This is a genomic window from Pseudomonas sp. NY15364, assembly GCF_048068235.1.
GTDB classification, from domain to species: Bacteria; Pseudomonadota; Gammaproteobacteria; order Pseudomonadales; family Pseudomonadaceae; genus Aquipseudomonas; species Aquipseudomonas mendocina_D.
Genome location: NZ_JBLUPX010000007.1, coordinates 1 through 26,139, shown reverse-complemented (window position 1 = coordinate 26,139; position 26,139 = coordinate 1). Strand labels below are relative to the sequence as shown.

Sequence of the window (26,139 nt, the reverse complement as noted above, 5' to 3'; positions counted from 1 at the left end):
TTGGGAGAGAATGGGCGCTGTTATATCACACAGCCTGCCTTCGGAGACTGCCCGCATGCCCGTATCCAACCCCCTTCCCACCTGCTCGGTGCTTCTGCTTTCCGGCGGCCGAGGCCAGCGCATGGGTGGCCGCGACAAGGGCTTGCTGGACTGGCGCGGCCGCCCACTGATCGCCTGGTTGCATGACCTGACCAGACCTTTGAGCGACGACCTGATCATCTCCTGTAACCGCAACACCGAGCGCTATGCGCCTTATGCCGACCAGCTGGTCACCGACGAAGATCAGGATTTTCAGGGCCCACTGGCTGGTATCCGCGCCGGCATGGCTGCGGCACGCCATGAGCAAATGCTGGTGCTGCCCTGCGACGCCCCGCTGATCGACCACGCGCTGATCGAGTCGCTGCTAGCGCACGCGGGGACCCAACCGGTGGTGATTCGCCAGGGCAACTACTGGCAACCGTTGTTCTGCCTGCTGCCGACACGACTGAAAGACGACCTGGAACGTGCATGGCAATCCGGAGAACGCAGCCCGCAGCGCTGGTTCGGTAAATTAGCGCCCATCGCTGTCGATTGCCCCATAGAGGATGCACGACTAGCCAACCTCAATACGCCGGAAACCTTGGCGGGTCACGCCCCTTCGCACTGAAACACCACGCACCCAGCGGAACTCATACGACAGTTTTACGTCTGAGCGAGGGTATAGCCCCACCTTTTGTACTCAAGGAGACAGACCATGAACCAACGGATAATCCCAGCCCTGCTTATGACGATCGGCCTCGCTGTACTGGCCGGCTGCTCCTCGCCGTCGGTAATCACGCTGAATGACGGCCGTGAGATCCAGACCGTGGACAAGCCCAAATTCGATGAAGAATCCGGCTTCTACGAGTTCGAACAGCTCGACGGCAAACGCGCCACCATCAACAAGGATCAGGTGCAAACCGTCAAGGAGCTCTGAGGCAACAGCCTGAGCGCCCATATCGGCCGGACAGATGGATGATACGAGTCGACAACCGGGTTGCCGACTCGTAGTTTTTTCGGGCTAACCCCTTGTGCGGTAAAAGTTTTTCGGTAGAATACACGGCATTCGGAGTGTAGCGCAGCTTGGTAGCGCGTCTCGTTCGGGACGAGAAGGTCGCAGGTTCGAATCCTGTCTCTCCGACCAATCCCTTGTTCCAGCATGTTCCTACATGTCTCGGAACCCCAGAAAACCCGGCCTCTGCGCCGGGTTTTCTGTTTCTGGCTGTCTCACCTTATCCCAGGTCATCCCTACCTAATTGGTATGCCGATTGGTATGCTGGCAAAACACCTATAACCCAGCATACCAAACAGCCATGAAACGAGCGGAAATCAAGCGCCGGCCGATGGCCGATACCACCCTCTCCAGCCTCGAACCCGAAGAAAAAACATACCGCGAACACGACGGCCAGGGTCTGTATTTTCGGGTGAAGCCATCCGGCCAGAAGCTTTGGGAGCTAAGGTACTCGAAACCAGGCTCGAAAGTCCGCTCTTGGCTGGGCCTAGGCCCCTACCCCAGCGTTGGTGGCGCCCTGGCCAGGGCCAAGGCTCAGGAAGCGCGCACGCTCATCGCCCAAGGCATAGACCCTTCCACTCAACGCAAAGCGGTTGAGGCGGAAGAGAAGGCACAATCCGAGAATCTGTTCGAACTCTTGGCGCGAGAATGGTATGCCACGCGCAAAGCAGGCTGGGGCGACGGGTATGCCAAGCGAGTGATAGGCGCCCTGGAACTGCATGTCTTCCCGAGAATGGGTAACCGGCCCTACGCCGATATCACCCCGATGGAATGGATGGAACTGTTCCGCTCCATGGAGAAGAAAGGCATTCTCGACCAGATGGGCAACGTGCGCCGATTCTGTAAAGAGATTTACGACCTCGCCAGGGTTACCGGCCGGGCGATCAACAATCCAGTCGACGGCCTCGACAAGTTCCTCCAGAAAAAGCAGTCCACCAACTATGCCCACGTCGAGCAGGTCCAGCTTCCCGCTCTTCTACGTGCAATCAGTGCCTACAACAACAAAACAGTCAGGATTGGGCTGCGCCTGCTGGTTATCAACGGGTTGCGGCCCAGCGAAGTACGAGAAGCCCGCTGGAGCGAAATCGACTTGGACAAAGCCATCTGGGAAATCCCGGCTGAACGGATGAAAAAACGGCGGGCGCACATCGTTCCGCTGTCGACCCAGTCAGTCGCCTTGCTCAAGGAACTGCAACTGTACTCAGGCTCCTACGACCTGCTGTTCCCTGGGCGGAATGACCGCACCAAACCGCTGAGCAACATGGTTTTCAACATGGCCCTTCGCCGCATGGGCTATGAAGGGATGCAGACTGGTCACGGCTTCCGCCACATCGCATCTACCATTCTGCGAGAGAACGACTTCCCGAAAGACCACGTTGAAGCGCAACTGTCCCACGCAGAGGAAGGCGTCGCCAGGATCTACAACAAGGCCACTTACCTTGAGCAACGGCGCACGATGATGCAGTGGTATGCCGACTACCTCGCCGCGCTCGAGCGCGGCAACGTGGTCCAGCTTGATAAGAGGGCCTGAACAGGCCCTCAGTCCGCCCTCACTGCCTCGATCTGCTTACCGACCTGATCAGTGATCAGGCTGCGCATCAGCGTGAGCCTGTCGATTTCCTTGCGCTTCCAGGCACCGTCCCGGTCAGAGCGGCGCACGTTCTCCATCTGCTTGTTGATCTCGCTGATACGACGCTGCTGGCGGTTGAGCTGCTGCCGCATCGCCAGGATGCCGCGCTTCTCGGCTGCCAGATCCTGCGCCTCTGCCGTTTTCCCAAGCCCTTGCAGCTCGCGCACGTCCGAGTAAATGCGGTTCGCCTCGCGCAGCCCATCGTAGAACAGCGTGCTGTACCGGGTGTAAGGCGCTGGTGCGCCCAGGTCGCGATAGAAGCGGCGAATCGGTTGGTACTCGCTCCAGCGCTTGTCCGGCGCCTCTTGGCCAGTTGCTCCGCGCCATACCGTATCGATGATGCCGGCCGCGTTCGCACCCACGGTACCGAAATAGCCACGAATCAGATGATCAGCCTGCACAGGCGAAAGCGCGAACGGCGTTTCATCGCCAAACACCCGGCTCGCGCTCGATACGGCCTGCGCCGCCACGGTGGTGCTGTCCCTGGAGCGCAGCCCCTTGCTCAGACGCTCCATGCCTGCTGTTTCGATATCGCGACCAGTGAAGGCATCCCGGTTGGAGTAGATATCGATCACCGGTTGGAACATCTGCGGCACTGGGTTGAAGCTGAAGGTCTGCATCATCATGTCTTTCAGGCGATCGGCGAACAGCTTGCCGGTCGCCTTGTCGTCGACGAGCTGCTCTGTCACGCGCTCGGCCATGGTAGCGATCGCCCCCACCTCGAACGGCTTCGGAATGAAGAACGCATTGTCACCGATGCGGATAAACCAGTAGGCGTCCTTCTGCCAATCCTCGAGCTTGCGGTATTCATCATCATCCGCATTCGCCAGGTACAGGGCGATACTGGCCAGCGTGAGCGCGCCAGTCACTGCACTGAAGCGTGCAGCAGCCTGCTTGTCACTGGCGGTACCCTGCCCCATGGCAGTCAACAGCGCCGGCTTGACGCCAGAGCGATACAGTTTGTCCAGGCCTTGCAGGCGGGCATTGAGGAACGGCACCACCCGAATCAGGAAGCGGATCGCCGGCCATGCCCCGTGCTGGCTGAAGTCCATAATGTCGCGCGCCTCATAGGCAGCACGCAGGCGCCCCAGGTCATCGACGTTCTGCAGGTAGGTGGCCGCACGGCTCACGTTCTCGGCGGTGTCTGCTACCTCTCCCCAGCGCCGCCAGCCAGCTCGCAGCAGCTTCGGTACCATGCTCACATCGGTTACCAGTTCGGCACCGGTAACGGTCTTCTTCAAGCTGGCCTTCACCTCGTTCACGTCAGCGCCGTACAGGTGGCCGAAGCTGAACGCCCCGCCGCTGGCCTGCATTTCCGCCCGAGTACGCGCATCCCGGTAACCCGCAACGCCCTGCGACAGGTTCTTGAACAGGTTCTTACTGGTCGGCGAGGTCGCCGAGGCCTGCATCAGGTCACGCATGGTGTTGGCCAGGATGAACTGCGGCGTAACCGTGGTCATGTTGGTGAACAGCCGTTTGAAGGCCGACATGGTCTGCACCGCCAGGTTATTCAAGCCAGGATCTGCCAGAGCAGTGAGCGACTCGAACACCAGGGGATCATCGATCTCGTAGAAGACACGCTCGCCATCCTTCAGGACGAACGTGCTGGTCTTGGGATCGCGGCGACTCTCCGGCACCACTCGCGCGATGCCAGCGCGCTCGGCGTTGACCATGGCCTGCGTAGCGGCCTGGTTCTTCAGGCTGGCCGAAATCAGGTGGTGGAAGTTCATCAGGGTGTTTTCCAGCAGGTCATTCAGATTCTGCTTGCCACCCTTCAGCTTCTTGTAGGCCTCCTGCCGGCTCAGCCCCTTGCCCGCGCGCGGCCCGCCAGCGGCGGCCTCTTCATCCATCACCCGATAGAACGGCACGTAGAACTCGTCACTCCACATCGCCCTGGTGTCGGCATTGATAATGCCGTTCGCCTCGGCAATGGCCAGCACATCGTCACGGTACTGCTGAAACTCGTTGAATACCTTGCTGTACAGCATCTGCCGGCTCTTGCCGTCCGCCGTCCGCCCGCCGTTCAGCTGCTTGCCGCTGGCAATTTCATCGGCGGTGAACAGGTTCTCGCGCCCTTCCTGCATCAGGCGATCAGCGCGGTTCGCGGCAATCCACCCCATGAAGCGCTCCACCTCTGCGGCCGAACCCAACTGCGTCAGCACGGCAGAAAGCCCGCCGGTCCTGTCGCCATCCTGCAGGGTAATCACCCGCTCTTTCCCGTCGAAGCGCAGGCGCCCAGTGGTCAGCATCGCATTCAGCGCACCAGAGGCCGACGACGACATACGCGCCAGCACCCACGAACTGCTGTGAATGGCGTTATCAATGAAATCTTTACCCAGCAGCTTCTCGTCGAGTTCCTTCAGCGCGGCATAGCGATCCACCACGCCCTGGCGGATCTTCGTGGCCACGCGATCGGTACGCTCGCGCACCCACTCCTTGGCCTTGGTCAGCGCCGGCGGCGAGCCGATCTTGTTCAAGAAGTCGCGCGCGCCCTGATTCAGCTCAGGGAAGGCATCTGCAGTTTTCCCGGTAACAAACCGATCAGTGAAGGTATCGAGCAAGTCGACAGTGCCCTGGCCTGCACGGCGGTAGCGGATATCAGGATCGACCTGATCGAATGCGCCCGTGTTGTTCGTGGCCGACTTTACCTGGTTGTTGTAGAGCGCAACCCAGGTACCGGTGTCACCGAGTTGTATGCCGTCATAGCCCTCACCTTCAAGCCGCTGCCGCATGGCGATCGCCTTCTCGAAGGAATCCAGGCTCTGCGATTCCGCCACGCTCATGCGGTACGGGTTCTTGATCGATGTGAACAGCGGCATAACCGTCGCGTTGCCAGGCAACCCACCGGACACGTTTTCGGCGTGGCCGCGGGCATGCTGCTTGTCTGCTGTCAGGAAAATGCCCAGCGGGGCGATGCTATGCCCGGTCGACTCGCCTGCCCGCGCCTGATCGAACACCGAGAACTCGTTCGGCGAACCATGATAGACAACGAGCGGTTCGCCATTACCGTCCGTCAGTTTCGACACGTCGCCTGGGTTGACGCGCTCCAGCGGTCGGCGTACAAAGTCGGTGACCCCGGTATGGGCCGATGTGGCGCGTTCCCCAGCAATGGGGGTATCCCGCGGAGATACTGCCGGGGTTTCTTCCCTCCCCTCCCTGATCTCTGGATCTACAAGCATCGCGTTATAGAACTGCGCGCTGCCATCCTTCAGCCTCTGCACAGTAAAAATTGCAACAAGCTCAGTGTCGGCAACACTGATCTTGGCCAGCAGTTTCTCAAACGCGGCAACGTTCGGTTCTGCAGATGGATCCTTGGGGGCCCTTGACGACGAATAGACCGCTCGCTTGAAAGCGCTTCGCAGGTCTTCGGCCATCAGCAATTTCGCGGGATCAGCACCTTCACTTATAAACTTGTTGACGCCTTTGTTCCGGCTGATGCTCACCTCGCCGATATCGTCATTCATCAACGGAACACGACTTTTAACGATGGCCTCCAGCGCCTGCTTCGCCTTTGCGCGCAGTTCCTTGATGCTCAGATTGCGCCAGCCATCAGAAACCCTGATCCTGATCGGCGACAGATTCGCCAGGCGAGCTTCCGCAGCCACAGCCTGCCAATCACCGAACCAGCGCTTGAAGTTCTCGCCGCGCGCCTGGTGCCACTGCTTCTGCGTCAATTTCGACGGCTTCCCATTGGGCGCCAGCAGGCGACCTTGTTCGTCGACGATCTCAGCCCCCATGCCGGAGCGCCCATCACGCGAGAACGCCTCCCGAGCACCAGCACGGCGCCGGCCGTTCTCGATATAGGCCCGGGCATTGGCCAGCAGCCCCTGGATATCGCCCTCAGTCCAACGCATGTTGAAGCCGATCGAGCGCAGCGCGTTGCGCATGGCGGTCACCAGGCGCGGCCAGAACGCTTGCTGCTGGATGGTGCCAGCGCCAGCCATATCGGCCAGCACTTCCTCCATGGCCACGGCCGGCTTGTAGCCGAAGCGGCGCACCAGGGTGTCAGCCTGGGCCTTCATTTCTGGATTGCCGTTATAGATGCTCATGAGCAACGGCGTCAGGCGCTGGCCATAGGCGCCCTGCAGGCCTGCATGGCCAAGTACTTCGTGCTGCAGGACGAACGCCGCATGCTGGGCGTCGCGCAGGTTGTCGGCCACCAGATACACTTGGCCCTCGGCGAAGATGCCTTCCACGTCGAAGGCGCCATCGCGCTCGACACGCTGCCGCTGGCGAGTCGGCAGATCCTTGATCGACTGCACGACCTTCACATCCGGTGCGTTCTGCCAGGCGCCAGTCAGCACCTTCATAGCAATGCGCAGTTGGCCAGCACGGGCGCCCTGGCCTTGTTCTGGAGCACGGCGGTAGCTGTTGCGCGAGTACTGCTGGCCAAACTCCTGCCGCAGCGCCTCCCAGGCCTGGCGGTTCACGCCTTCCGGGCTGTCGCTGTTCAGGTCGTTGTACTGCTCGAAGGTGATGCCGGCCGAAGCGCGGTCTACGTCCGCTTCGTACTGATCCTGCAGGCGCTGGATGGCCTGATCGTAGCCTGGCGATCCTTTCTTGATGCCGGCGGCCTTGGCCTGGCGGTCTATATAGCGCTTGCGCGGGGTCGCCAGGATATCGGGCAGAGCCGGCGCCTGGTCATTCGCTTGAGCGGGTACCGCCTCTTCACTGGCCGCTGGTTGATCAGCAGCAGGCTGCTCGCTCAGTGCGCGCTGTCCGTCTGCCCCTTGAGTTGCAGCAGGAACACCAGATCGACCAGCTCCTGCCGATCGCCCGGCAGCGGCAGGCCGTTCAGCCACAACTGGCTCTCGCGCCACGTTATCTGCCGCATCTGGCACAGCAGGCGTATCGCCTGCGGCTCGGTCATTAACAGGCCCTGGCCGACTATCAGCACCTTGCACCTCCTGAGACGCCTGATCAGTGAACGAACTGGGGAACTCACGCGCCAGCGGCAGCAAATCTGCCATCGGCGCATTGAGGCGGATAACCTTCACATCGCCGCCGGCCTCGCGTTGCGCCAGCCATTGGTGGTGGCCATCGAGAACATAGCCGTCGCCAGATACCAGAATGGAGCGCTCGGTACCTTCCCGAGCAGCAGCGCGCCCTACCCGCTCCGGGCTGAACTCAGCTTGCGTCGGGCGCAGGCTGCTAGCCGGCACGGTCTGTTCTTCATGCGTAACGCCGCGGGCGTTCATGAAATTGACCATGGCCCCGCGATGGTCAGCGCGAATCTGCGGCATGTCCGCGCGCGGCACGCCAAGGCTGCCGGACTGTTGGTTGAATCCAACCCACCCACTACCGAGGTCGTCACCCTGCAGGTCACGCGCGAAAGTCACGCCGCTGTCACGGCCATTGTCACGTGACACGTCCGTGACAGGTCGCCGCGCTGCCGGCGCCTGCCGCTCCATGCCAGGCCCGCCGATGGGGCGAACCTGGGCGCGCGGCTCAACGAATGGCGCAGTCGCACCACGCTGCGCGTTGCCCTGGCTATCCACCACCATGGTGCTCGGCGCAGGCAAGCCCAGCGGCGCGGGAGGCGGCACCGGCTCCCGCGGTACAGCGACAGCCCACCCACCTTCATGCGGGACGATAATCGGGCTCTCGCCTTCGCGCTGCAGTTGGTTGAACAGGCCCAGCAAGCGCACGTCTCGTTCGCCACGGAATGGGCGCCCGTTCTTCTGCACGCGGATCTCGAAGTTCGGATCGCCAGCCACTGGCGTGGCCTGCACCTGCTCGGTCTGCATAGGCCCGGTATCCGACTCAACCGTCGGCAGTGGAAGCGGTTGCTCGATCTGCTCCACCTGTTGCGGGCCAGTGTCCGATTCGACGGTAGCAAGCGGCGGTTGAGTTGGCAGTTCGTCTACCTGCGGCACCAGTTCATCCAGGCCGCGAGCGTCCTGAGGGTCGAAGCCCTGCTGCGCCCAGGTGTCGAGTTGCCGCTGTGCGGCGGCCAGAGCCTCAGCCTCTGGCACCTCAACCATCGTCTGCAGGTCGCGATTGTAGCGGTAGAATCGCAGATTGCCGTTCTCGTCCAGATCGGCCGGGAACAACTCCTGAGCGATCGCCAGTTGCTGGCTGATCGGCTCGTATCGACCACCAGGCTGGGTATCGGGCGCACCGCTGAGCATCGACTGACGCACAGCATCCTGCACAGGGGTCTGGCTGCCAGTTGGAGCGCCATCAACGGCAGTTGCAGCAGCGGCAGACAGCGGGCCAGCAGCAGGGTCCAGCCCCATTTGCTCAGACGGTCGGCGTGCAACGTTGACCGCGCCGCCAATCGCGGAGCCTGCCAGCGTGCCTTCCACTGCGGCGCGCGGTACGCCCTCCATCAGCGGCTTCCGCTCTGCCCAGTTCTGCAGCATCTGCTCCTGAACGGACTGCGGCAGCTCTTCCAGCACGCCCTCAGTCAGCGCGCCGCCTGCAACACGTCGGGCAAGACCTGACGATTGCCCGGCCACCTGACCAACGCTGCCAGCCAGTGCACTCTCTACGTCGATTAGGCCAGCACGCTGCGCAAGGCGCGCACCAAAGCCACTCAGGGCAGCACCAGCTACGCCAGCACCAGCAGACGCCAGGGCAGCGCGCCGCGGGTCGACCTCGCGATCGATCTGGTCCATAGTGCCGCCGGCGATCACGGCGCCCTCACCACCAGCGCCAGCAACAATGGCTTGCCGTGCGGCCTGGCCGGCAGTAGCCGGGTTCGCAATCAGCCCAGCAGCACGCCCACCGACCAGCGCACCACGGCCAATAGCACCACCCGCCAGCATCTGCGGCAGCGACTCAGCCACCAGGCCGGCGACATTGCCCGGATTGCTCGCGTATGCGCCGGCGATATCCAGGGCGTCACCCTCTTCCCAGGCCTGATCGATCTCTGCGGTACCAGCCTGGCGAGCCGGGCTGTATTCGTCACGCGCCTCTTCCTGCCACTTGCTGGGCTGGAAGCCAGTCGCCTCACCGATCCTGTCGGCAGTCTCGTCGACTACACGGCGGCCGGTCAGCGCGCCGACACCTACGTCGGCCAGGCCAGTGACCACGCCGGGCAACTGCTGCACGCCGCGTTTCAGGTCAGTACCCAGGTCGCCGATAAGGGAGGTGTTTTGCTCTGGCTTCTGACGAAGATCATCAAATAGCCCGCTACCCGAGGGCTGGTCAGTACCGGCAGTTGCAGAGCCGCCACCCATCAGGTCATCGAACAAGCCAGCCATACCACCCTCCAAAAGAAAACTCCCGCGATAGCGGGAGTTTCAGAGGCGGCGGCGATATGGCCTAACCCTACAGGGGGTGGCTTTTGCTAAGAGCTTGAAAAGCACTCCTGATCTACAACCATTCCTGGGTGATCCAGAAGGTTGTTGACGATAGCATCGTACTCTTGATGGTCATTCCGATCCTTTTCACGCAACCACCAGAGTACGAATTTAGCCTCGGCATGACTACGCGGCTTGATCTCGGCGAGCAGACCGAAGACAAACCATTCTCGAACAGTCGCCTCATCCGGACCATCACCGCTACCAAATGAGTTACGGAGCCAATACAGGTCGCTCCAATAATTAAGCTCATGCAAGCAGTCCGTGAGAGTGAAGGGCAGTAAATCGGCATGCTTTAAAAATCGCTTTTTAACTGCCTCCTTATCATAGTTAGTGCAGTCTTTAAATTTCGGGCAACGCTTCAGCGTAGTTACACAGAAATCCTCGGCAGGCGTGTTGTCCCAAATAGTCTCCCCTGGAAATCTTGCGTTCGCCTCTCGCCTCTTCATCTCCTTTTCAATGGATCGCTCTGCCAACCCCTGAATATCAGCAAATCCAAAAGAAGAAAAAGCGGCGGCCCAATTTCCGGGATTGTCTTTGATGAGCTTCTGCGTATATCGTTTCTCCAACTCTTTAAACGGGGTCTTGATGTTTTTTGCCGCTTCCAGAGCAATTGCGATAAGCCCCTCCTGCCCAGTACTAATCACCTCCCGCAACCACAGTAGTGCATCAACTTCTTTGTCGCCTGTGACAACCTTCTGAGGCGGTAAATCCTGAGCCACAAGGGCGGTCTCGTCGCTGGATTGAATTGGCGGCAAGCTGAACATGGCGCGATGCTTCTGGTTATCTTCCAGACGCTTATTCATCGTTGCGCCCTCCTGCATCCTTTCCAGAAAGCACTCTTCCTATCTTTCCTTCTGCGACCAGCTTCACCATGGTGAACTCGCCATCCCACCCCTTCTTCATTGGTAGCTTGTTCATGAGATAGAACTGATGAAGACGCTGCGCCCCTGCTAGCAACAACTGCAGGTCATACTTTATGAAAGAGTCACAGCCCTCAGCCGAAATGGTTCGCGGCTTTTCTGTCAAATAGCGGTCGCGCACCCTGCTTGCAACACGATACTTGGGGGAGCGCTCAGTATCGCGTTCGGAGTTATATATCCATCCAAGCTCCAACAAGGTCGCATTGACCTGCTGAGTATTGACACCGTTAAGACGCTTACAAAACTGCGTTGGTGTCTCTCCTGGCAGAAATAGATTTTCCAGGCTGTCAATTCGTTGTGCTTGCTGCTTGTTCTCAACCTGCAGCTTGGCCTTCTGCTCTTCCAAATCTGCCGCCAAACGCAAGGCATCGGCGAATGACTGGGGCAAGGATGGCAACTGCACCTCACGCTTGGTGAAGTACCCCTTCACCAATTGCCGCTGCACCTCCCAAGCCAGGTCGTCGGTGAAGCTCTTAACCAACATCAGGTAGCCCGATTCGGTTAGCAAGATCACATCGTTACGCCGTAGGGCCGCTGGAATGGCGTTGGGACTGTTCCGACGAATTTCGTCGGAAGTAACAAGCAGGTAGTCCTCGGCCTCAATGAAGCGCTGGCGGTTCTCTCTGAAGTTGCGACCAGCAGTGCCGTCCGGCCGCTGATGCACCTTATCCACCATCGCTAGAGTGACGACGCGCTGCCCGTTGAACTCAACGATAGGGATCTGCTGACCATAAATGCTGACTGTGGGGGATGTGAGGCTTCCCATCATGCAACCTCCCGACCGCACAGCGCGCGATCCAGATAGGTTTTCATCTGGCTCAACTGCGACTCCAGCAGCCACAGCACGTTCTTCTCATGGGTAGGCAGGTCACCGCCCTGCAGCACAACGGCCAGGCCGATCGCCCGACCGAGGAAGGTATTGAGTACATCCTGATTCAGCGGCACATTGTCGGGCAGGCTGAATATCTCCTCCGGCGTAGTGGCGTCCTCAAGGTTGCATTCCACGGACTTTGCGTTAGCATTCATCGGGTGAATTCCTTCCAAGTTGTTCACGTCCGAAGCCCTGGGTGTTGCGAGCACCTGGGGCTTCATCCTTTCAGCGTTCAGATTTCCCACTTTTCTTTCTCCCGTCCAAGCCCTCTTCAACCAGCAACTCGAGTTCAGAGTTAAGGCTGCGGCGGTTCTTGTTCGCCTCACGCTGGGCGGCCTCCTTAACTTCAGGCCGAATACGGAACCCAAACGGGCTTATGTCTCTTCGTTTCATGTAGCCTCCACAAAAGGATCACCGTGATCCCGCATCACAATAAAACCACCGTGATCCCATTGCTGTCAACCCCACGGTGATCCATCATTCGGCGCATGAGCAGAGATGACCCCCAATTCAAATTGCGAATGCAGCCCGACCTGAAAGCCAGGGTTGAGGAAGCAGCGGCCGCCAATAATCGATCCCTGAACGCGGAGATCACCACACGCCTGGAAGCCAGCTTTGGCGAGGGTGTTACCTTAGAGAAGCTGGTTCCAGCCAAGAAAGCGCAGGAACTCTCTCTGATCGCCCGTCGGCGCATCCCAGATATCGTGCGCCAACGCATCATCAAGGCGATCAACAAAGCCATCGCAATGGGGCACAGCGCCGCTAGTGCGGAGTTTTATGACCTCGAGCTTGAGGGAGGTCTAAGCGGCGAAGAAGCCTCAGACCTTCTGCATGGAATCGACGAGGAACTGCTGAACGCCGGTTACGAGGTTGAATGGGATGGGCCGGCTGCCGTCACGATCTTCCTTTGGCCGCCAGAAAGAGCCTAACCCTACAGGGGGTCGGTATCAGCCCAGCGACATGAACACTGCGAGTACGCCAGGGTCACAACGTAGGAAACTTCGTCAGGCACCACTTTGTAAGCATATGCTTACAAGCCTTATGTACTTAATCTGATGGCGCCAAGCCACCACGCAAGTCAGTCTAGCAGCCGCTAATCGGGCCACTTTGCATGCGTAGAATGGTCACGTAGCTAATACATAGCTGATACAAACGGGTTTACGTAGCAACGAGAGACGGCCGGGAAGGCCACTGAATGGATGCTCCGCCACAGGCAGGCGTCAGGGTTGGAGATCAAGTCGCGGAATTCCCCGATCAGGAGGATTGCTTCATACTCAACAGCCCGCCACCGAGCAACTACAGTTGTTAACAGCCTGCAAGGCTACGCTTCACGTAGCCATTTTTAAGTTCTAGAACGGTAATGAAATGGCCCTGTTTCTTCTAACACACACGGATGAGTCTCGATCACAAGCTGTCCTGACTAGGGCCTCTGAGAAGGCAGTGCTGGCTAGGAAGGTTGCTCCGTGCAGTGTTGCCCTTGTCTCCAAAACCATCGTGACTCCGAAGGACATGTATGAAACCTTAGCCATCCAAGACGGTGAGTTTGGCTCCCTTGTGATTGTGCGTTTTGAGTCATACTGGGGCTATCACGACGCAGATCTTTGGACTTGGCTGCAGGGCCATGGTGAAAATCTATGAGCCATCCAATTACTGGCCTGACTCCTGATTCCGTACCAGTCGAGAGCGGTGGCGCTTCAGCCTCCATGCAGCTCCAGTGGATTCAAAAAGAGCTGAATGGGCATTCAAGCAAGCTGACGACTTTTGAAGGTGCGCTGAATTCCGCTGCTGATTCGATCAAATGCATGGCGGCAGAAAGTGCCGAGCGCGCCACTAAGTTGGCTGTCATGGAGAGCCATCTCAGTCACATGCGTGACAACATTGCGCTGCTCAAGAGTTCTCAGGTAACTGAGGCTGGCATCCGTGGCCTGCATACTGACATCTTGAAGGAACAGCACAGCAAACATGTAGAACTGCTGGATAGGCTGCATGCTATACAGAGCGACCTGGCAGAACAGGTTGCTGCGGCCAAAGAAACCGCGTCAGTTGCCCTTCAGCAACACGAAGAAAGGGCGCGCTCTGGCAGACGCTGGGTTGTTGGGCTACTGGTGACTGTCATGCTAGGCATTGCTGGCCTGACTGTGAGCGCTGTGCTTACCTATATGCGGTTAAAAGGCAGCTAGACCACTCCACTTTTCGCGCCCTCCAATCAGTTGGTCTAGCGCCATGACGAAGCACTTCACCATAGTCGCCCTGCTCGCATTCTCAGGCCTGGCCCAGGCTGGGAACTACGCCACCTGCCTGCTGGATAAACTGCCCGGCGTGCAAAACCACGGTGCCAGCGTCTCTGCCGTGCGCGTGTGCCAGAGCAAGTACCCTGGCGGCCTGGCCGGAGTTGAACAAGGCGCCGGCCGTGGCCTCTTCGCTTCCTACGACTCAGGCGATGAATGCACCTACGACAAGGCCAAGGACACGCGCTATACCGGAGCTGTTCGTGTAATGGCCGAGGCGTGCATGCGGCTCTATAACAAGCCGCAGCCGCCAGCACCCAAGCAAGGCTTATTCGACGACCTTATCCCTGGGAAACAGGCCCGTTAAACCGGACCTATCCCCCACTGCGCAAGCCTCGCGTTTACTGCATCCCGTGAGGCGCCGCTGGCGATCGCTGAACGCGCCTCTGCGATCGCCGCGTCCTGGCTCACTCCCTGCGGCAGACTTTGCCCCTGCTGCCCACCACCCTGAATAGCCCGCAGTGCTGGCTGTAGCCATTCTTCGAACGACATAGGCCGTGCGCTTTCGCCTTCCCCGATGGTTGGCGGCGTCTGCAGGCTGCTGAACGACTTGTAGAGATCGCCGATCAGTCGATTCTGCTGGGTGTTGGCGTCCTGCTGTGCCTTCAGCCTGGCATCCGGCGTGATCGACAGTGCGTTGTAGGCTTCCATGGCCTGTGCGCGCTGCTGCTCGGTCAGGTTCGGGTCGTTGATCTGCGCCCGCAGCTGGTCCAGGCGCTGGCGGTCCTGCACTCCAAGGTCGCCCTCTGCGATCTGCTGCTGCAGGCGCTGCTGTTCCAGCTCGGCCGTCGCCGCTTGCCGCTGCTCACCCCTGACGCCAGCGCGCGCCTGCTGCTGCGACTGTTCGCGGTTTTGATTTATTACATCCTGCCGCTCTGCATGTCGCGCAGCCAGAATCTCGTTGTTGCTGGGTGCTCGGGAGCTGTCACGCACCACGGTAACCCGTCCACCACCCTCGCCGATTTCGCCACGTCGACTGGCCTGAATCATCTGCGCACGCTCTTGGTTGGCGCGCTCGAAACGATCAATGGCCATCTGTGCGTCACCCGGCTCACCGACGGAGAGGCCACCACCAACGCCATCGCCAACACGGCTCATGCCGCCTGCAGGCATCGTCCTGGCGCCAGATACTGCAGCGTTGTCGTTCGTGAACTCAGGTGCGCCATCGACACCGGTACGCATGGCGATACCGTTGCCGGCCTGGGTGTAACCGTTTCCGGCAGGCGATACGAACTCCGGCGCGTCAACGCTTGGCGCCGATGCTTCAGGCAGCATGGCTGCAGCATCGCGCGCCATTCCCTGGATACGCTCAGCAGTCACTCCGGTGGTTGCAGTTGGTGCAGGCGATGCGGCAGGTGCCTGGATTGCACTATCACGCGGCTGCACGCCAAGAGCCTCACGACCGGCTGCACGCAGGCCTTCGGTGGCACCGCTGATACGGTCCAGCCCCTGTTGCACGCCACTGACAGCCTCGTCGCGATATCGCGCGGCGCCGCCAGGTAAGGTCGACGGGTCGCCGCCAACTGCATATGCAGCCACATTGCGCAGCGCATCACGACCAGCAGCGATCGGAACCTGAGCTGCGCCAGCCACGGCCTGGCCGATGCCGGCCGGAACATCCAGCAGGCTACGAGCCCCCGGCATACCGAGACGCGGCGCTTCCCGTTCAGCAGTCGGCGTGGTGGTGCTTCGCGGCATGCCCAGCCCCGGCTGCTGAGTGGTAGCAGGCTGCTGCCCAGGGCGCGGCATCCCAAAGCCGCCAGCGCGCGGCTCAGCTTGCACCGGAGCCGCCTGGCTGTTGTTGCCACCAACGCCGAGGCGCGGCGCATTCTGCTGCGCAAGCGTCGTAGTGGCGCCAGGCCTTGGCAGGCCAAGGCCTGGGGTGTTAGTGATATCGAACGAGCTTTGGCGCTGCTTGCGCTCGTCATCAACCAGACCGCCATCGGCAAAGAACTGGCGCGGACCATCGGCCTGCTGCCCTTTCGCAGCAGCCATCACCGCCTTGGTCAAACCGAACCCCTTCTGCTGGTGAGTGGCATTCTTCAATTGGTCGAGCACCACCGCGCCAAGCGCATGAACGTCCTGCGGGGGCATTTCGTACTCGCCGTTACTGACGGCAACCGGCACCTGCTTACCAGGCATACCGAGCCGCGGCTGCTCCTGAGCAGGCGCACTCTGGCTCTTACGCCCAGGCATACCCAGGCCTAGCTGAGCCGTGGTGTCGGCCGGCAGAATGTAAGTCCCTTCCGGAACGTCCTTATTGATCGAATCGGACGTGCCAGTGCCTGGCCCTTCGATCAATCCGCCGTTGGCGGCATGCTTGCGCTTGGGAAGCCCGTACATTGCCTATCTCCCATTGATGATGGTGGGATGTTCTACCAAGCGAGCTAACTGGCCAAACCCTACAGGGGGGCTAAACCATCACTTCGCCGGCATAACGCATGTTCTGCCAGAACGCTCCGGCCTGTAGCGAAAACAGTTCAACAGGGGATGCTACGTTCCACACCGTCATGTCGGACAACGACGGCCCCCAGAGAGCCGGGGTGTTGAGAAACGCCGGCACCCCGACTACAGGGCCGGAGGTCTGCATTTCGTAGACGGTGTCGGCTCTAATTACGTATACCCCATCGGGGCGGAAAAACGTGCTGCCTTTCCAGCGGAACAACACGTTCTCTGTGGCGGTCAGGGAGTTGGTGTGGCCAGGCACCCCCGCGTAAACCCGGTCTATGTCTCCGGTCGTGGTGACGTGCCTGGCGCCGGCGGAGTCGATAACGATAAGACCCGTCTCGGTGGGGAGCGTGAGCACCTTTGAGTCCAACGGCAGTTGCCAACCGTCCAGTTCCCCCATGACGCCGGCCAGGGGCATCGCCGCAGCTGATGGGGCGCCCACAATAGTCCCCAGCCATCCGGTATCACTCCATCTGGATGGATTTGGCGGCAAACCTGGCATAAACCCGGCTGTCACCCAGGCAGGCAACGAGAATGGCTCGCCAGAGAATAGATCCCTTGCAGTGATTACCGCATCATCTGGATGGCGTATGTTGGTACGCCCCTCGATGATTATCCCAAGGTGAGGCAGCACAGAAAATCCAGGGGTGCCAACCACTTCAGGAATTGGCCCGGGCAACTCAGAAACGGTGCCGGGCGAAAGATAGTAGGCATAGTCAGCCTTTCCAGACACGAACGCGCCAACCGGAGACCAGCCAACCGGCTGCTGGTATGGGTCGTTCGACCCAGCACCGGCTGACAGCTCAGGCACTGCGAAGAAAGTGCCGTTTGACGCATTCACAAGATATGCACCAGACGAGTCAGAAACACAGATCATGCTGGCGTCCGGCGAGACCAATAGGCTCAGGTTCCCTTGCACACCCGAGTCGAAAGGGAGACGGGTGTGGAATCGCAGCGTCGCCCCATCGTCCTCCCACACCGAGATAAAGGCCCCATAGTCACCTATGGATTCCGTCGCCGTTGCCCATGATAGAGATGCCAACATGCCTGTCACCTGTAGTTCTTGAATGTATCGGTGTACTCGGGCGCCCATAGTTGCGATCCGATGTACATGAATCCCCGCCCTGGCGATGTCGGGCCTTCCCATATCCGGCGCCAGGTGCTCCCCCCGTCCTTGGATAGTTCGGCCCATCCTCCGGCGGTCTGGTGGCCGAGCCGATAGATCAGGCATGGCAGAACATCGTCGGCCCCTTCCTGCGCTACGTGGTGCTGATAGCAGGAAACCGCTGGCCTCGATCCGTTGGTTGGCAGCGCGTCATCACGCAACTCCGTGAAGTCCAGGCCGTCAACATCGAGCCGCAACAGTTTCACGCGCACAGGCTCGCCCTCGATCTCCGGTAGCGCGTAGGCAGCAAACACCAGGGAGTCATCCGAAACCACGGTGCCGATGTTTGCGGTCGTGCTCTCCCAGCGCCAATCGTCCTCGCGCAGTCGGGCGCGCGTCGGGCTGCGGATCAGGCTCCAGCCGAGGTCGAGCGCTTCCAGCTCCGTTAGTACGCCGTCGACCAGTACACCCACCCCTATGGTAGACAGCCAGTCCTCGTCGTCATCGTCCCCCGGGATGCGCACGCACGCTCCGAGGTTCCAATTGCGCTCGCCGTAGACCTCTTCGCCATCCGGGGCCGTGTAGGTGTAGCGCCAATCGACGCTGTGCCCGTTGTTGATCCCACTCTGCGCAGTCAGCAGCACCTGCGCGGCAGGCAGCGCCGGGATGATCGGCCCGTCAGCAGGGATTTTTCCAGTCGCAGGCTCTTCCCAGCGCTTGTGCTTGACGATCGACACCAGTGCGACTGACTTCCCACCCACGTTGCCCGCCCACCGGACTCGATACAGACGGTGGAAATCCTCCCTGTCGCCGCCCAGTGCCTCGAAGCAGTTCTCTACCGCCCCAGAAACGTCTTGCCGAACGTGATCGAGCACTGGATCACCGACAGTGGTAACCAGATCCCCTTCCTCGCTCACGCTGGTGGTGTAGGTCATCGACATAACCACCAATCCCGTGCGCATTTGGGTGGTGACCGGGGTCAGTTCGGGGTAGATGTCGATCCCCGTCCCGTCCGTGTCTCGCTCGTCAATCCATGGGGTCGCCGCCCGGTACGCAACGACCACATCAAGTCGATCGTCCATCAGCGCAATAGCCGGCACGCCGACATCATTGGTCATGTAGTCGCGCAGCTGGATTGGCAACTGCAGCGGATCTTCAGGGTTGCCGCTTGTACGCCCGCCGTACAGGTAGGTTCCGCCAGGCGGGTACGTGACAACGTGCTTGACCTCGACCACGATTGTTTCGGTTTCGTCAGTCGCCGGGTTGTACCACTGCACGGGTTCCTCTTTAGCGAACTCCTGCACCCACGGTGTATCTGCCGTCCACTGGCCAACCGTGGCGCTGCCCGGCAGGATGTCGTCAGTCGTAACATCGCGAATGTCGTCGATCAGTTGCAGCCCCGCCGTCGCGACGATCGGCATATACACGCCAGTGAGGCCGCAGCCCAGCTCAAACGTCGTGCGCTCAGGACTGGTGGTCACTCCCATAGCTGCCGCACACCTGCCCCCAGCGCGCGCGGCAGCAGGCATAGCGATCTGCCTGGCCATCCTTACAGTGATCGGCCTGTTACTGCCGCCCACGGCCGTGGTCGGGTACATCCTGGGCGCGAAGGTGTAGCCCGGCATCGACGCCTGCAACCCATCCTCATAGATGTACAGGCCCAGCATATCTGTGGGGCGCACCACTCCACGCCTGCTGGCATACCACTGGATGTACGCAGCCAGTCGAACGCTATCCAACACCGTTGCCCGATCTGCGCCCTGTGAAGGATAAGGGGTGTTGCATATAACAGTACCCCCTGCAATACCGCTATCGTCAGTGGGCGCCCCCGCCGAGAACCACCACGGGCCATTTGACCACGGCTTACCATTGATCAACGAGGACGCCCCGTACAAAGAGGTCGGGTACTGGAACGTGACCTGTGACGGGTCGTCAGGCTTGGGCGCGAGGTCGTCGGGAATAGGCACCCCGGGGGCGAATACATCCCTGGCGTAGGTCGGCCAGAGCAACGACGCCGGGAGCGGGTCTATGAATAGCGCTTCCGCTACGCCATCGGGGAACCCCAGCAGATAGCCGGGCGGGTCGATGACGCGCGTGGTGATCCTCCCACTGACCAGCGAGTGTTTGGCTATGTACCCCTCGAAGAAATCTGTCTTGCTGCGCGCCGCGTCCGGCTTACGCGCCCATGTTTGCGCGAACCTGGCCGCGAATCCTCGAAAGATACCGGCCCAGCGCATGCCAGTGACCGAAGCCACTCGCAGCGTGCGCGGAATCACGACTCACCCGAGATAATGTTGGCCTGCATGGTACCGGCGGCGTTCGCTGCACTTGCAGCAACATCACCGAACGCACGCACTGCATTTCCAACCGCAGCATTTCGGTTGTCGCCAGTTGCGGCCGAGACACGGATTCTGTCCGCATCGAGCCGGCCGTTCATGCGCAGGTTTGCGGCCTGCAGGCGCAGCTCTTCCCAGCCCAGCTCAACGCGGTGGTAGTCGCTCAGCGCACTGTTGAGCGATTGATAGGCCGCGACCTTCAGGCGCGACTCCTCCAGGGCTTTGTTCGGCAGCTCAACCCAGGTGCGGTAGAAGTCGGCCAGAGCGCTGAGAATGCCGCGCTTCAACGTCAATGCCTGTTCTTCGGCAAACTTCAGCAGATCCAGCTTGATCTCGGAATCGCGGATGGCCTGGGCAATGTTCACAGCGCCTATCGCATCGGATGCTTCGCGCTCTACCCGGCTCATCGCCGCGATCATCGCGCCGGGCGGCAGCGAGAAGCCACGCCGCGAAAAATCGCCACGCAACTGCTGCGACGCGCTATTGCGAGTTCGGTATTCCCGGTCACGGGCCTGCAGCCATACCGCTCGAAACACGTCTTCGCTCAAGCCGAACGGCTTCTGCCCAGTGATGATTCCGCACAGCCAGCGTTCCGGTTCGCTCTTCAGGCACGCCTGCAGCTCGGGGAAATAGGTGTCCAGCCACTTCTCGGACTCTTGGTCGAGAAACTGCACCCGCGCCGCGCTGTCGTCCTCTGACAGCATGCCGCTCAACGCCGCCGGCTTGGTCGCACCAGATGATGTCGGCGCCGTATACGACAGACCGGCATTCGATAATGCCGGCGTGAGATAATGAATGCGCGATGCTTGATGGCGCGCGTCCGATAGTGCCGACTCAGCGATCTTGAATAGCTGTTGGATGTTGCTGTCAATGCTGGACATATCTACCTCGACCCGAACCTACGCTGAGAGACCGCGACCTCGATCTCCATGCTGTCTATAGATGCAAAGGAGGCATCCTCGATTTCGAGCACGACAGACCACTGCCGGCCGGTGACGCCCTTAGCCAGCACAGCGCGGTGCGTGTCATGCGATTGAATTGCCCGGTACACATGCTCAGCGCCATCATCAGCACGCATGCGCAGGTACGCCTGGCCGTCGCTGCGCAGGCCCAGCCAGGCCGTTGCCAGGCGCTTGCTCTGTGCTGTGCCGTAGTCGCTCACGCCGAAGTCAACCATCGCACGAATGGCAACGTCGTCATCGCCGCTGACGCCGATCCGGTACAGGCCGTCCTGGCGCCAGCCGTAGCTCACGCCATCGATAGAAACGAAGCCCTGGAAGTCGAAGCCCTGGTAAACACTGGGCGCGCCTGTGGCCAGATTGATCGCGTACTGCAACGCCTCGCGCCGAGCGATCGCACTGCGCCCGTCATTGACGTACAGCCCCTCGCGGGAAATCAGCTCAACGAGAGATCCGATGGACGCAGAGTCAGAAAGCTGCAGGCCGTCAGCGGTAACCAGATCGATGATGACGGTGATAGATGCCGAGCAGCCGACCCCGACACCATCCACACTGACCAGCAGCAGAGGACTTTCCAAGCTGGCACTGAAGCCAATTGATATGGCGTTGAGTGAGGCGTCCTGAACGTAATCGCTCATACGACCAGTGACCGGGTAGCCCACATCCGCACGAATCCTGCCATGTGGGATCTGCTCAAGCCTGCCGAGCACCGCCGGTATGCCATCGGCAACTCGGCCAACGGACCCAGCCACGCCGGACATACCGCCCAGCACACCGCCGACCACGCTGTAAATCGAGTTCACAACCAGCACCGGCTCGCTGCGCATCTGGCCAACCACGCCATGCACAGCGCCTGCGATTGCCGACCACCGTCCCATGCGCCCGGCCACAGCCGGCACCGAGCTGTCTACCTTCGCAACCAAGTCCGACACCATCGAGCCGACTATCGCGGGGAGGTCGCCTACCAAGTTCGCATAGCCGCCGCTCGACATCCTCCCGACAACAGCAGGAATGTCGGCGTAGAGAGTGCCGATGCCCTCACCGCTCACGCCAACTGGGTCAACGTAGTCGCCGACCGTGTACGGCATAGCAATGCCAACCAGATCACCACCAACATCCTGCGACGCATAAACGATGTTGGCCGGAGCACCTTCAGCAGGAATGAAGAAGTAGCGGATCAGACCGGCAATACGCTCAACACCGAACGTCCACGACTCAAAGGCAAAGTCAGGGATGTTCGGAGAAAAGACCATCACCACACGGCCGTTCTCAATCAGCTCAAGCCTTTCCCCATTTCGGTACCAGGCATGCCGAGCAGTAGAGAATGAGTACGAAGCCCCGGGCCGGGCCAGGCCAGCAATGATCCCTAGCCCCTTGAACTTGAACGTGAAGCGATCGCCTGCCCTGACCTTCTTGACTGTTCGGCCGCCGCCATCCCATCCGGATCGGCCTGTAACTATCGTGCGCGGGCCCTGACCTGCAACAGCTGGGGTTGGAGGATAGTATGTCAGCTCCTCCCAAATGGGGTTCGACACAACAATGTGGGTGCCAATATCTGCAATGACTCTTCCGCCGACGATCCGTAGCTTTCTTTCCTCGATCATGCTCTTAGGAAAGTAGATCTCGCCAATGATGGGCCCCTGCCTGACCCACACATTGCGGCCAGGCGATGCCGGAACCGCCGGGATGGCGGCGTATTCCGTGACAACTGGCTCTCGCTGCAGGCGATAGGTCATCTGTCGTTACGACCGCGCAGGAACGGTGAAGACGCCGGAGTTGATAGCGAGAGGCGCACCATTCGCCAGGTCGACGTTGCTCAGTTCAAGGTCTGCCGAAATCTGCCCGACAGTTCCCTGCAGGCGAATAGCCGTACCGGATGCAGCGCCGGTATCGCTGGCAGGGCAGATGCGGCAGAAGGTGGCGGTTCCGTTTGCGACGTTGGTGCCGCTCCATGCCTGCGAGGCCAGCTTAACCACAGCGCCATTCTGCGGAACCGCCTCGAACTCGATACCGGCACCAGTGCCGCCGCCAGATACCGTGCAAAGCAGAACTGCAGTGCCGACAGAGTCGTCAGGAGAAGCCGGTACCGGGCCGCCGTAGATGCGAATCACGTTGCCAGTCAGCAGGCCACGGAGAGAGACGCTGACAGCGAGAGCATTGCGCGCACCCGTGCTCAATTGAAATGCCATGATTGATTCCTCAGATGACGTCAGTGGGGAGATAGGTGAGCGAGACTTTCAGCCGCGTGGCGTTTCCCGCCCGCAACTGCTCGACGCTCGAGAACCGGGCCGCGGAAAGCAGCAAACCGCTGTTGCCACCCTTGTCCGATGCAGAGACGAGGAACGAGCCATAAACACCAACGTCCTGCGCAGGCATGAACTCGGCAGGGCTGGCGTCGTTGCTGTAGGTGCCGGCGTTGTTGTAAACGCGATTCCAGATCGGCCGGGTGGCCTCGGCGTACTGCGTGAACTCACCCATGGCGATCGGCAGATCTGCCGCGCTACTCGCATCCGACGGGATGTAGTTCTTGGTGAACAGGCCGCAGTAGACGTTCGGGATCTGCGCGTGATCGCCGAACGGCGCCATGATCAGGAAATCCAGCGCCGTCTTCGGCACGCGGTTGCAAACACGCTCGCGTGACACGACCTCGCCGAATCGGTCAACGATTTCGAGCTCATGCACGAAGCCGATCAGCTTCTTCATTCGTCTATCTCCAGGGAGTGATGAAACCCGACGCCGAGCCCGCTGGTGCGGATCGGGCCACGCATGGTGGTGACCAGCATCTGGTTGCCGTTGTGCTCGATCAGCCCGGCCGCGCCATCGGCAGCCAGATCGGGGGAAAATTTGCCGCTGTTGATCAGCGCCACCGAACCGTCAGCGGCGCCGATGGCTTGGCCATAGCGGGTGAACCAGGCGGCGCGACCATCCGGAAGCGCCACGCCGGTACCGGCGATCGCACCGATGTTCAGCGCCAGGATCTGCGCCGGCTCGTTCTCAAGTCCGGACAGGAAGAACGTCGCGTCATCAGTGCCGATGAACACACCACCATCAGTGGCAACAAGAAGATTCACCGGGCTTGCGTACTGGAAGAAGCCAGCAACAGGGTTGTGCAAGTGCGGCATCATCGGTTCCGACATGACCACGTAACGGTCAAACGCCCCGACGATGACGCCGTGATGCGAAGCCAGCATCGAGCAGGCCGGGAATGGCCGCAGCCCGTCAGTGACAAGCCGATCCGTCTCGTCACGCACATTCGAGACGACAACCTGCCCGCGCAGCTCGCTCTGGTAATAGAGCGTTTCGTGGTTCGGCGGCGAGACGTACAGGCGCAGCGTGCGCGGGTCGCTGCTGCTGACGACAATCGACTGATTGCTCAGCGTGAGCACGAACGGCTCTACGCCTGATTCCTCGCCGCCGGCGCCGAGCGCAGTCACGCCGACAGTGACAACGCCGCTCAGCGGCCCAGGAACGAGGCTCACAGAAACAGCAGGCTCAGGCACACCCCACGGCTGAAGCTGGGCACCATCACAGCGCCAGGTCTCTGCCGGCGTCGAAATGAAGAGCTGGCCGTTATGCGTGACGCACGCCACGGCACCAGGGCCAACAGCGCCAGCCAGTTGCTGCGTCGAGTCCGTCATCGGGTCGTAGGCAGCAACGGTGTCGCCGATCGCAATAACCTTCCGGCCGGCAGCACCGCACGCACGCAGCGCACCAGCGTGCACACGGCGGTACGGTGCGCGCAGCTCAAGCGTGCCACCCGCCGACGCATCGAGGTTCACAAGGTTGCGCACCGCACCATCAGGCAAACGGTCAGGCTGGGCACTGTTGTTAATGCCCTGTGACCAGTTGCTGATGCGGGTTGTAGGTGCAGGCATTGCGCCAAACTCACGGCAAGAATCGATGCCGCAAGTCTGATGTGGGACTCAACGAGGGTGCGAACCCTACAGGGGGTCAGGCTGCGCACCCTCACTTCTGTGAGGGCTACGGAATGTCACTGGCGGCTGCCTGTCCAGCGATCACCTACAGGTAGTGCGCTGGTCGTGCCACTTACCCTCAAACACATGCCGGACTTCGTGCGTCACGCACTCCGGGTAGTAGCCGCGCAGTATCTCGATGGTGGATAGACCAGTGCCCGATCCGCGAGTGATCGCTGCCGAGCCGGAAGGCCAGTCGGGCGCTGGTGCGTCCACGATCTTGACCACGATCAGTGCCTCGCTGATCTTCGGCTTCGGCTGATCGTCGCAGCCGGTGAGCATCACCAGCGCAAGCGCACAGACGGCGGCGAGTGTCAGGGATAGCAGCGCGGGAGACTTGCTGCTGCCTCTCACCTCCAAATCCTCCACGGCGTCTGCGGATTGTGCTGCGTCACCCCGGCAGGCCACTCTGCGGGCACCTCGGGCAGCATCAGGTTGAAGTGCCACCCTGGTAGCGCCTGTGCATCCTCCCCGTCGATGACGTACCACGTCCCGATGATGCTGTGCTCGACATTGATGTACCGCTCGCCCTCATGCTCGGAGACATAGCCCAACTGGTCGAGAGCCGCCCACATGCCAGCTTCGGTGTCTGTTTGCAGGTAAAAGGGCGTCATGCTGTGATCCCCTGGAGTTCGGCGTTAGATAGACGGCGTGGCCAGTAGCGGATGGAGCGGATGTGGCCGTTGACCCTGCTCACAGCCGCCGTGTTACCTCCCCCGATGCTCAGCTGGCTTACCGGGGGTAAAGCGCCGACATAATTGGTGCTTGATCCCATCACGCCGTTGAACGCCGCAGCCATGTCGGCCTGCTGGATACCAAAAGCAACCTTGCCGCTCCAAGTTACCCCATCGTTGAGTACGATGGTCGAGACGTTATTGCCGTCTTTTGTGACGGCCCCATTTAGCCGCTGGTTGCTACTGAAGCCGGCGATGAAGATGCGGTTGGATGCTGTCCCATCGTCAAAACTTGCGACCGTCCCCGGTCGAGCGTTTAGCTCATAGGAGAACTCTGCATACAGCGTGCCCTCTGCGACGTTATGCCAAGGAGCCAGCTGCGTGACCTTTGCTACCTCGCTAGAGCGCGTGACCTGGGCAGTGGTCGTGGGGATGTAGGATGTGGGGAAGGAGCCGGCCTCAAGCATGGCGCTGGTCACGCTGCCGGATACCGTCAGCGTCAGAGTGCCGGCAGTAGGGGTAAAAGTCAGCGATACACGGTTGCCTGCGCCTGTGCCAGTTAGCGTGCCAGTAGCAGCGCCGGACAGCGTGACA

22 protein-coding genes and 1 tRNA gene are annotated in these 26,139 nt (G+C 60.6%); 7 read left to right on the top strand and 16 right to left on the bottom strand.

Annotated elements, in window-relative coordinates; all coding sequences use genetic code 11:
- The first annotated feature begins 55 nt into the window (after positions 1–55).
- From mobA to ACNFCJ_RS08070, 4 genes are all read left to right on the top strand, one after another.
- Positions 56–646 (top strand): molybdenum cofactor guanylyltransferase MobA, encoded by a 591-nt coding sequence (mobA, locus tag ACNFCJ_RS08085; protein WP_143504243.1) that lies wholly within the window; start codon positions 56–58, stop codon positions 644–646.
- Between the two features lie 87 nt (positions 647–733).
- Positions 734–955 (top strand): YgdI/YgdR family lipoprotein, encoded by a 222-nt coding sequence (locus tag ACNFCJ_RS08080; RefSeq protein WP_099525269.1) that lies wholly within the window; start codon positions 734–736, stop codon positions 953–955.
- 130 nt (positions 956–1,085) lie between these two features.
- A tRNA-Pro gene (locus tag ACNFCJ_RS08075) sits at positions 1,086–1,162 on the top strand.
- 169 nt (positions 1,163–1,331) lie between these two features.
- On the top strand, positions 1,332–2,561 hold the full coding sequence (locus ACNFCJ_RS08070) for a tyrosine-type recombinase/integrase (protein WP_416770727.1): 1,230 nt from the start codon (positions 1,332–1,334) through the stop codon (positions 2,559–2,561).
- 8 nt (positions 2,562–2,569) lie between these two features.
- Here the strand turns inward: ACNFCJ_RS08070 and ACNFCJ_RS08065 are convergent, their stop codons facing one another.
- From ACNFCJ_RS08065 to ACNFCJ_RS08045, 5 genes are all read right to left on the bottom strand, one after another.
- Positions 2,570–9,868, bottom strand: coding sequence for an LPD38 domain-containing protein (locus ACNFCJ_RS08065; RefSeq protein WP_416770725.1), 7,299 nt, complete (start codon positions 9,866–9,868; stop codon positions 2,570–2,572).
- Positions 9,869–9,954: 86 nt separating this feature from the next.
- Positions 9,955–10,773, bottom strand: coding sequence for a hypothetical protein (locus ACNFCJ_RS08060; protein ID WP_416770723.1), 819 nt, complete (start codon positions 10,771–10,773; stop codon positions 9,955–9,957).
- Positions 10,766–11,659, bottom strand: coding sequence for an ORF6N domain-containing protein (locus ACNFCJ_RS08055; RefSeq protein WP_416770721.1), 894 nt, complete (start codon positions 11,657–11,659; stop codon positions 10,766–10,768). Before ACNFCJ_RS08055 ends, ACNFCJ_RS08060 begins: the two co-directional genes overlap by 8 nt.
- Positions 11,656–11,916: a hypothetical protein gene (locus ACNFCJ_RS08050; RefSeq protein WP_416770720.1), complete on the bottom strand. Its 261-nt coding sequence runs from the start codon at positions 11,914–11,916 to the stop codon at positions 11,656–11,658. Before ACNFCJ_RS08050 ends, ACNFCJ_RS08055 begins: the two co-directional genes overlap by 4 nt.
- A gap of 70 nt (positions 11,917–11,986) precedes the next feature.
- Positions 11,987–12,154: an Arc family DNA-binding protein gene (locus tag ACNFCJ_RS08045; RefSeq protein ID WP_416770718.1), complete on the bottom strand. Its 168-nt coding sequence runs from the start codon at positions 12,152–12,154 to the stop codon at positions 11,987–11,989.
- Between the two features lie 95 nt (positions 12,155–12,249).
- Between ACNFCJ_RS08045 and ACNFCJ_RS08040 the strand changes: the two genes are divergently transcribed.
- From ACNFCJ_RS08040 to ACNFCJ_RS08030, 3 genes are all read left to right on the top strand, one after another.
- A complete protein-coding gene (locus tag ACNFCJ_RS08040) occupies positions 12,250–12,690 on the top strand; it encodes an Arc family DNA-binding protein (protein WP_416770717.1) in 441 nt (146 codons plus the stop codon).
- Between the two features lie 705 nt (positions 12,691–13,395).
- A complete protein-coding gene (locus ACNFCJ_RS08035; RefSeq protein WP_416770715.1) occupies positions 13,396–13,941 on the top strand; it encodes a hypothetical protein in 546 nt (181 codons plus the stop codon).
- 43 nt (positions 13,942–13,984) lie between these two features.
- The gene (locus tag ACNFCJ_RS08030; protein ID WP_416770714.1) at positions 13,985–14,356 is read left to right on the top strand and encodes a hypothetical protein; all 372 of its coding nucleotides are present in this window, start codon (positions 13,985–13,987) and stop codon (positions 14,354–14,356) included.
- Here ACNFCJ_RS08030 and ACNFCJ_RS08025 read toward each other — a convergent pair.
- The 11 genes from ACNFCJ_RS08025 to ACNFCJ_RS07975 form a co-directional block, all read right to left on the bottom strand.
- A complete protein-coding gene (locus ACNFCJ_RS08025; RefSeq protein WP_416770713.1) occupies positions 14,353–16,392 on the bottom strand; it encodes a hypothetical protein in 2,040 nt (679 codons plus the stop codon). The genes ACNFCJ_RS08030 and ACNFCJ_RS08025 overlap by 4 nt on opposite strands.
- A gap of 70 nt (positions 16,393–16,462) precedes the next feature.
- Complete coding sequence (locus tag ACNFCJ_RS08020; RefSeq protein WP_416770712.1) at positions 16,463–17,542, bottom strand: hypothetical protein; 1,080 nt, start codon at positions 17,540–17,542, stop codon at positions 16,463–16,465.
- A gap of 5 nt (positions 17,543–17,547) precedes the next feature.
- Positions 17,548–19,839 (bottom strand): hypothetical protein, encoded by a 2,292-nt coding sequence (locus ACNFCJ_RS08015; RefSeq protein ID WP_416770711.1) that lies wholly within the window; start codon positions 19,837–19,839, stop codon positions 17,548–17,550.
- A gap of 35 nt (positions 19,840–19,874) precedes the next feature.
- Positions 19,875–20,819, bottom strand: coding sequence for a hypothetical protein (locus tag ACNFCJ_RS08010; protein WP_416770710.1), 945 nt, complete (start codon positions 20,817–20,819; stop codon positions 19,875–19,877).
- 2 nt (positions 20,820–20,821) lie between these two features.
- Positions 20,822–22,633 carry a hypothetical protein gene (locus ACNFCJ_RS08005; RefSeq protein WP_416770709.1) on the bottom strand — a complete coding sequence of 604 codons (1,812 nt, stop codon included), beginning with the start codon at positions 22,631–22,633 and terminating at the stop codon, positions 20,822–20,824.
- Between the two features lie 6 nt (positions 22,634–22,639).
- Positions 22,640–23,086: a hypothetical protein gene (locus ACNFCJ_RS08000; RefSeq protein WP_416770708.1), complete on the bottom strand. Its 447-nt coding sequence runs from the start codon at positions 23,084–23,086 to the stop codon at positions 22,640–22,642.
- Positions 23,087–23,096: 10 nt separating this feature from the next.
- A complete protein-coding gene (locus ACNFCJ_RS07995) occupies positions 23,097–23,600 on the bottom strand; it encodes a hypothetical protein (RefSeq protein ID WP_416770707.1) in 504 nt (167 codons plus the stop codon).
- The gene (locus ACNFCJ_RS07990; protein ID WP_416770706.1) at positions 23,597–24,772 is read right to left on the bottom strand and encodes a hypothetical protein; all 1,176 of its coding nucleotides are present in this window, start codon (positions 24,770–24,772) and stop codon (positions 23,597–23,599) included. The genes ACNFCJ_RS07995 and ACNFCJ_RS07990 overlap by 4 nt, the downstream gene beginning before the upstream one ends.
- A 141-nt stretch (positions 24,773–24,913) precedes the next feature.
- Entirely contained in the window at positions 24,914–25,225 is a 312-nt protein-coding gene (locus ACNFCJ_RS07985) for a hypothetical protein (protein WP_416770705.1), read from the bottom strand.
- Positions 25,222–25,485, bottom strand: a complete 264-nt coding sequence (locus ACNFCJ_RS07980) for a hypothetical protein (RefSeq protein ID WP_416770704.1) — start codon at positions 25,483–25,485, stop codon at positions 25,222–25,224. The genes ACNFCJ_RS07985 and ACNFCJ_RS07980 overlap by 4 nt, the downstream gene beginning before the upstream one ends.
- On the bottom strand, positions 25,482–26,139 hold a 658-nt coding region (locus ACNFCJ_RS07975), incomplete at its 5' end, for a hypothetical protein (protein ID WP_416770703.1). The genes ACNFCJ_RS07975 and ACNFCJ_RS07980, both read right to left, overlap by 4 nt.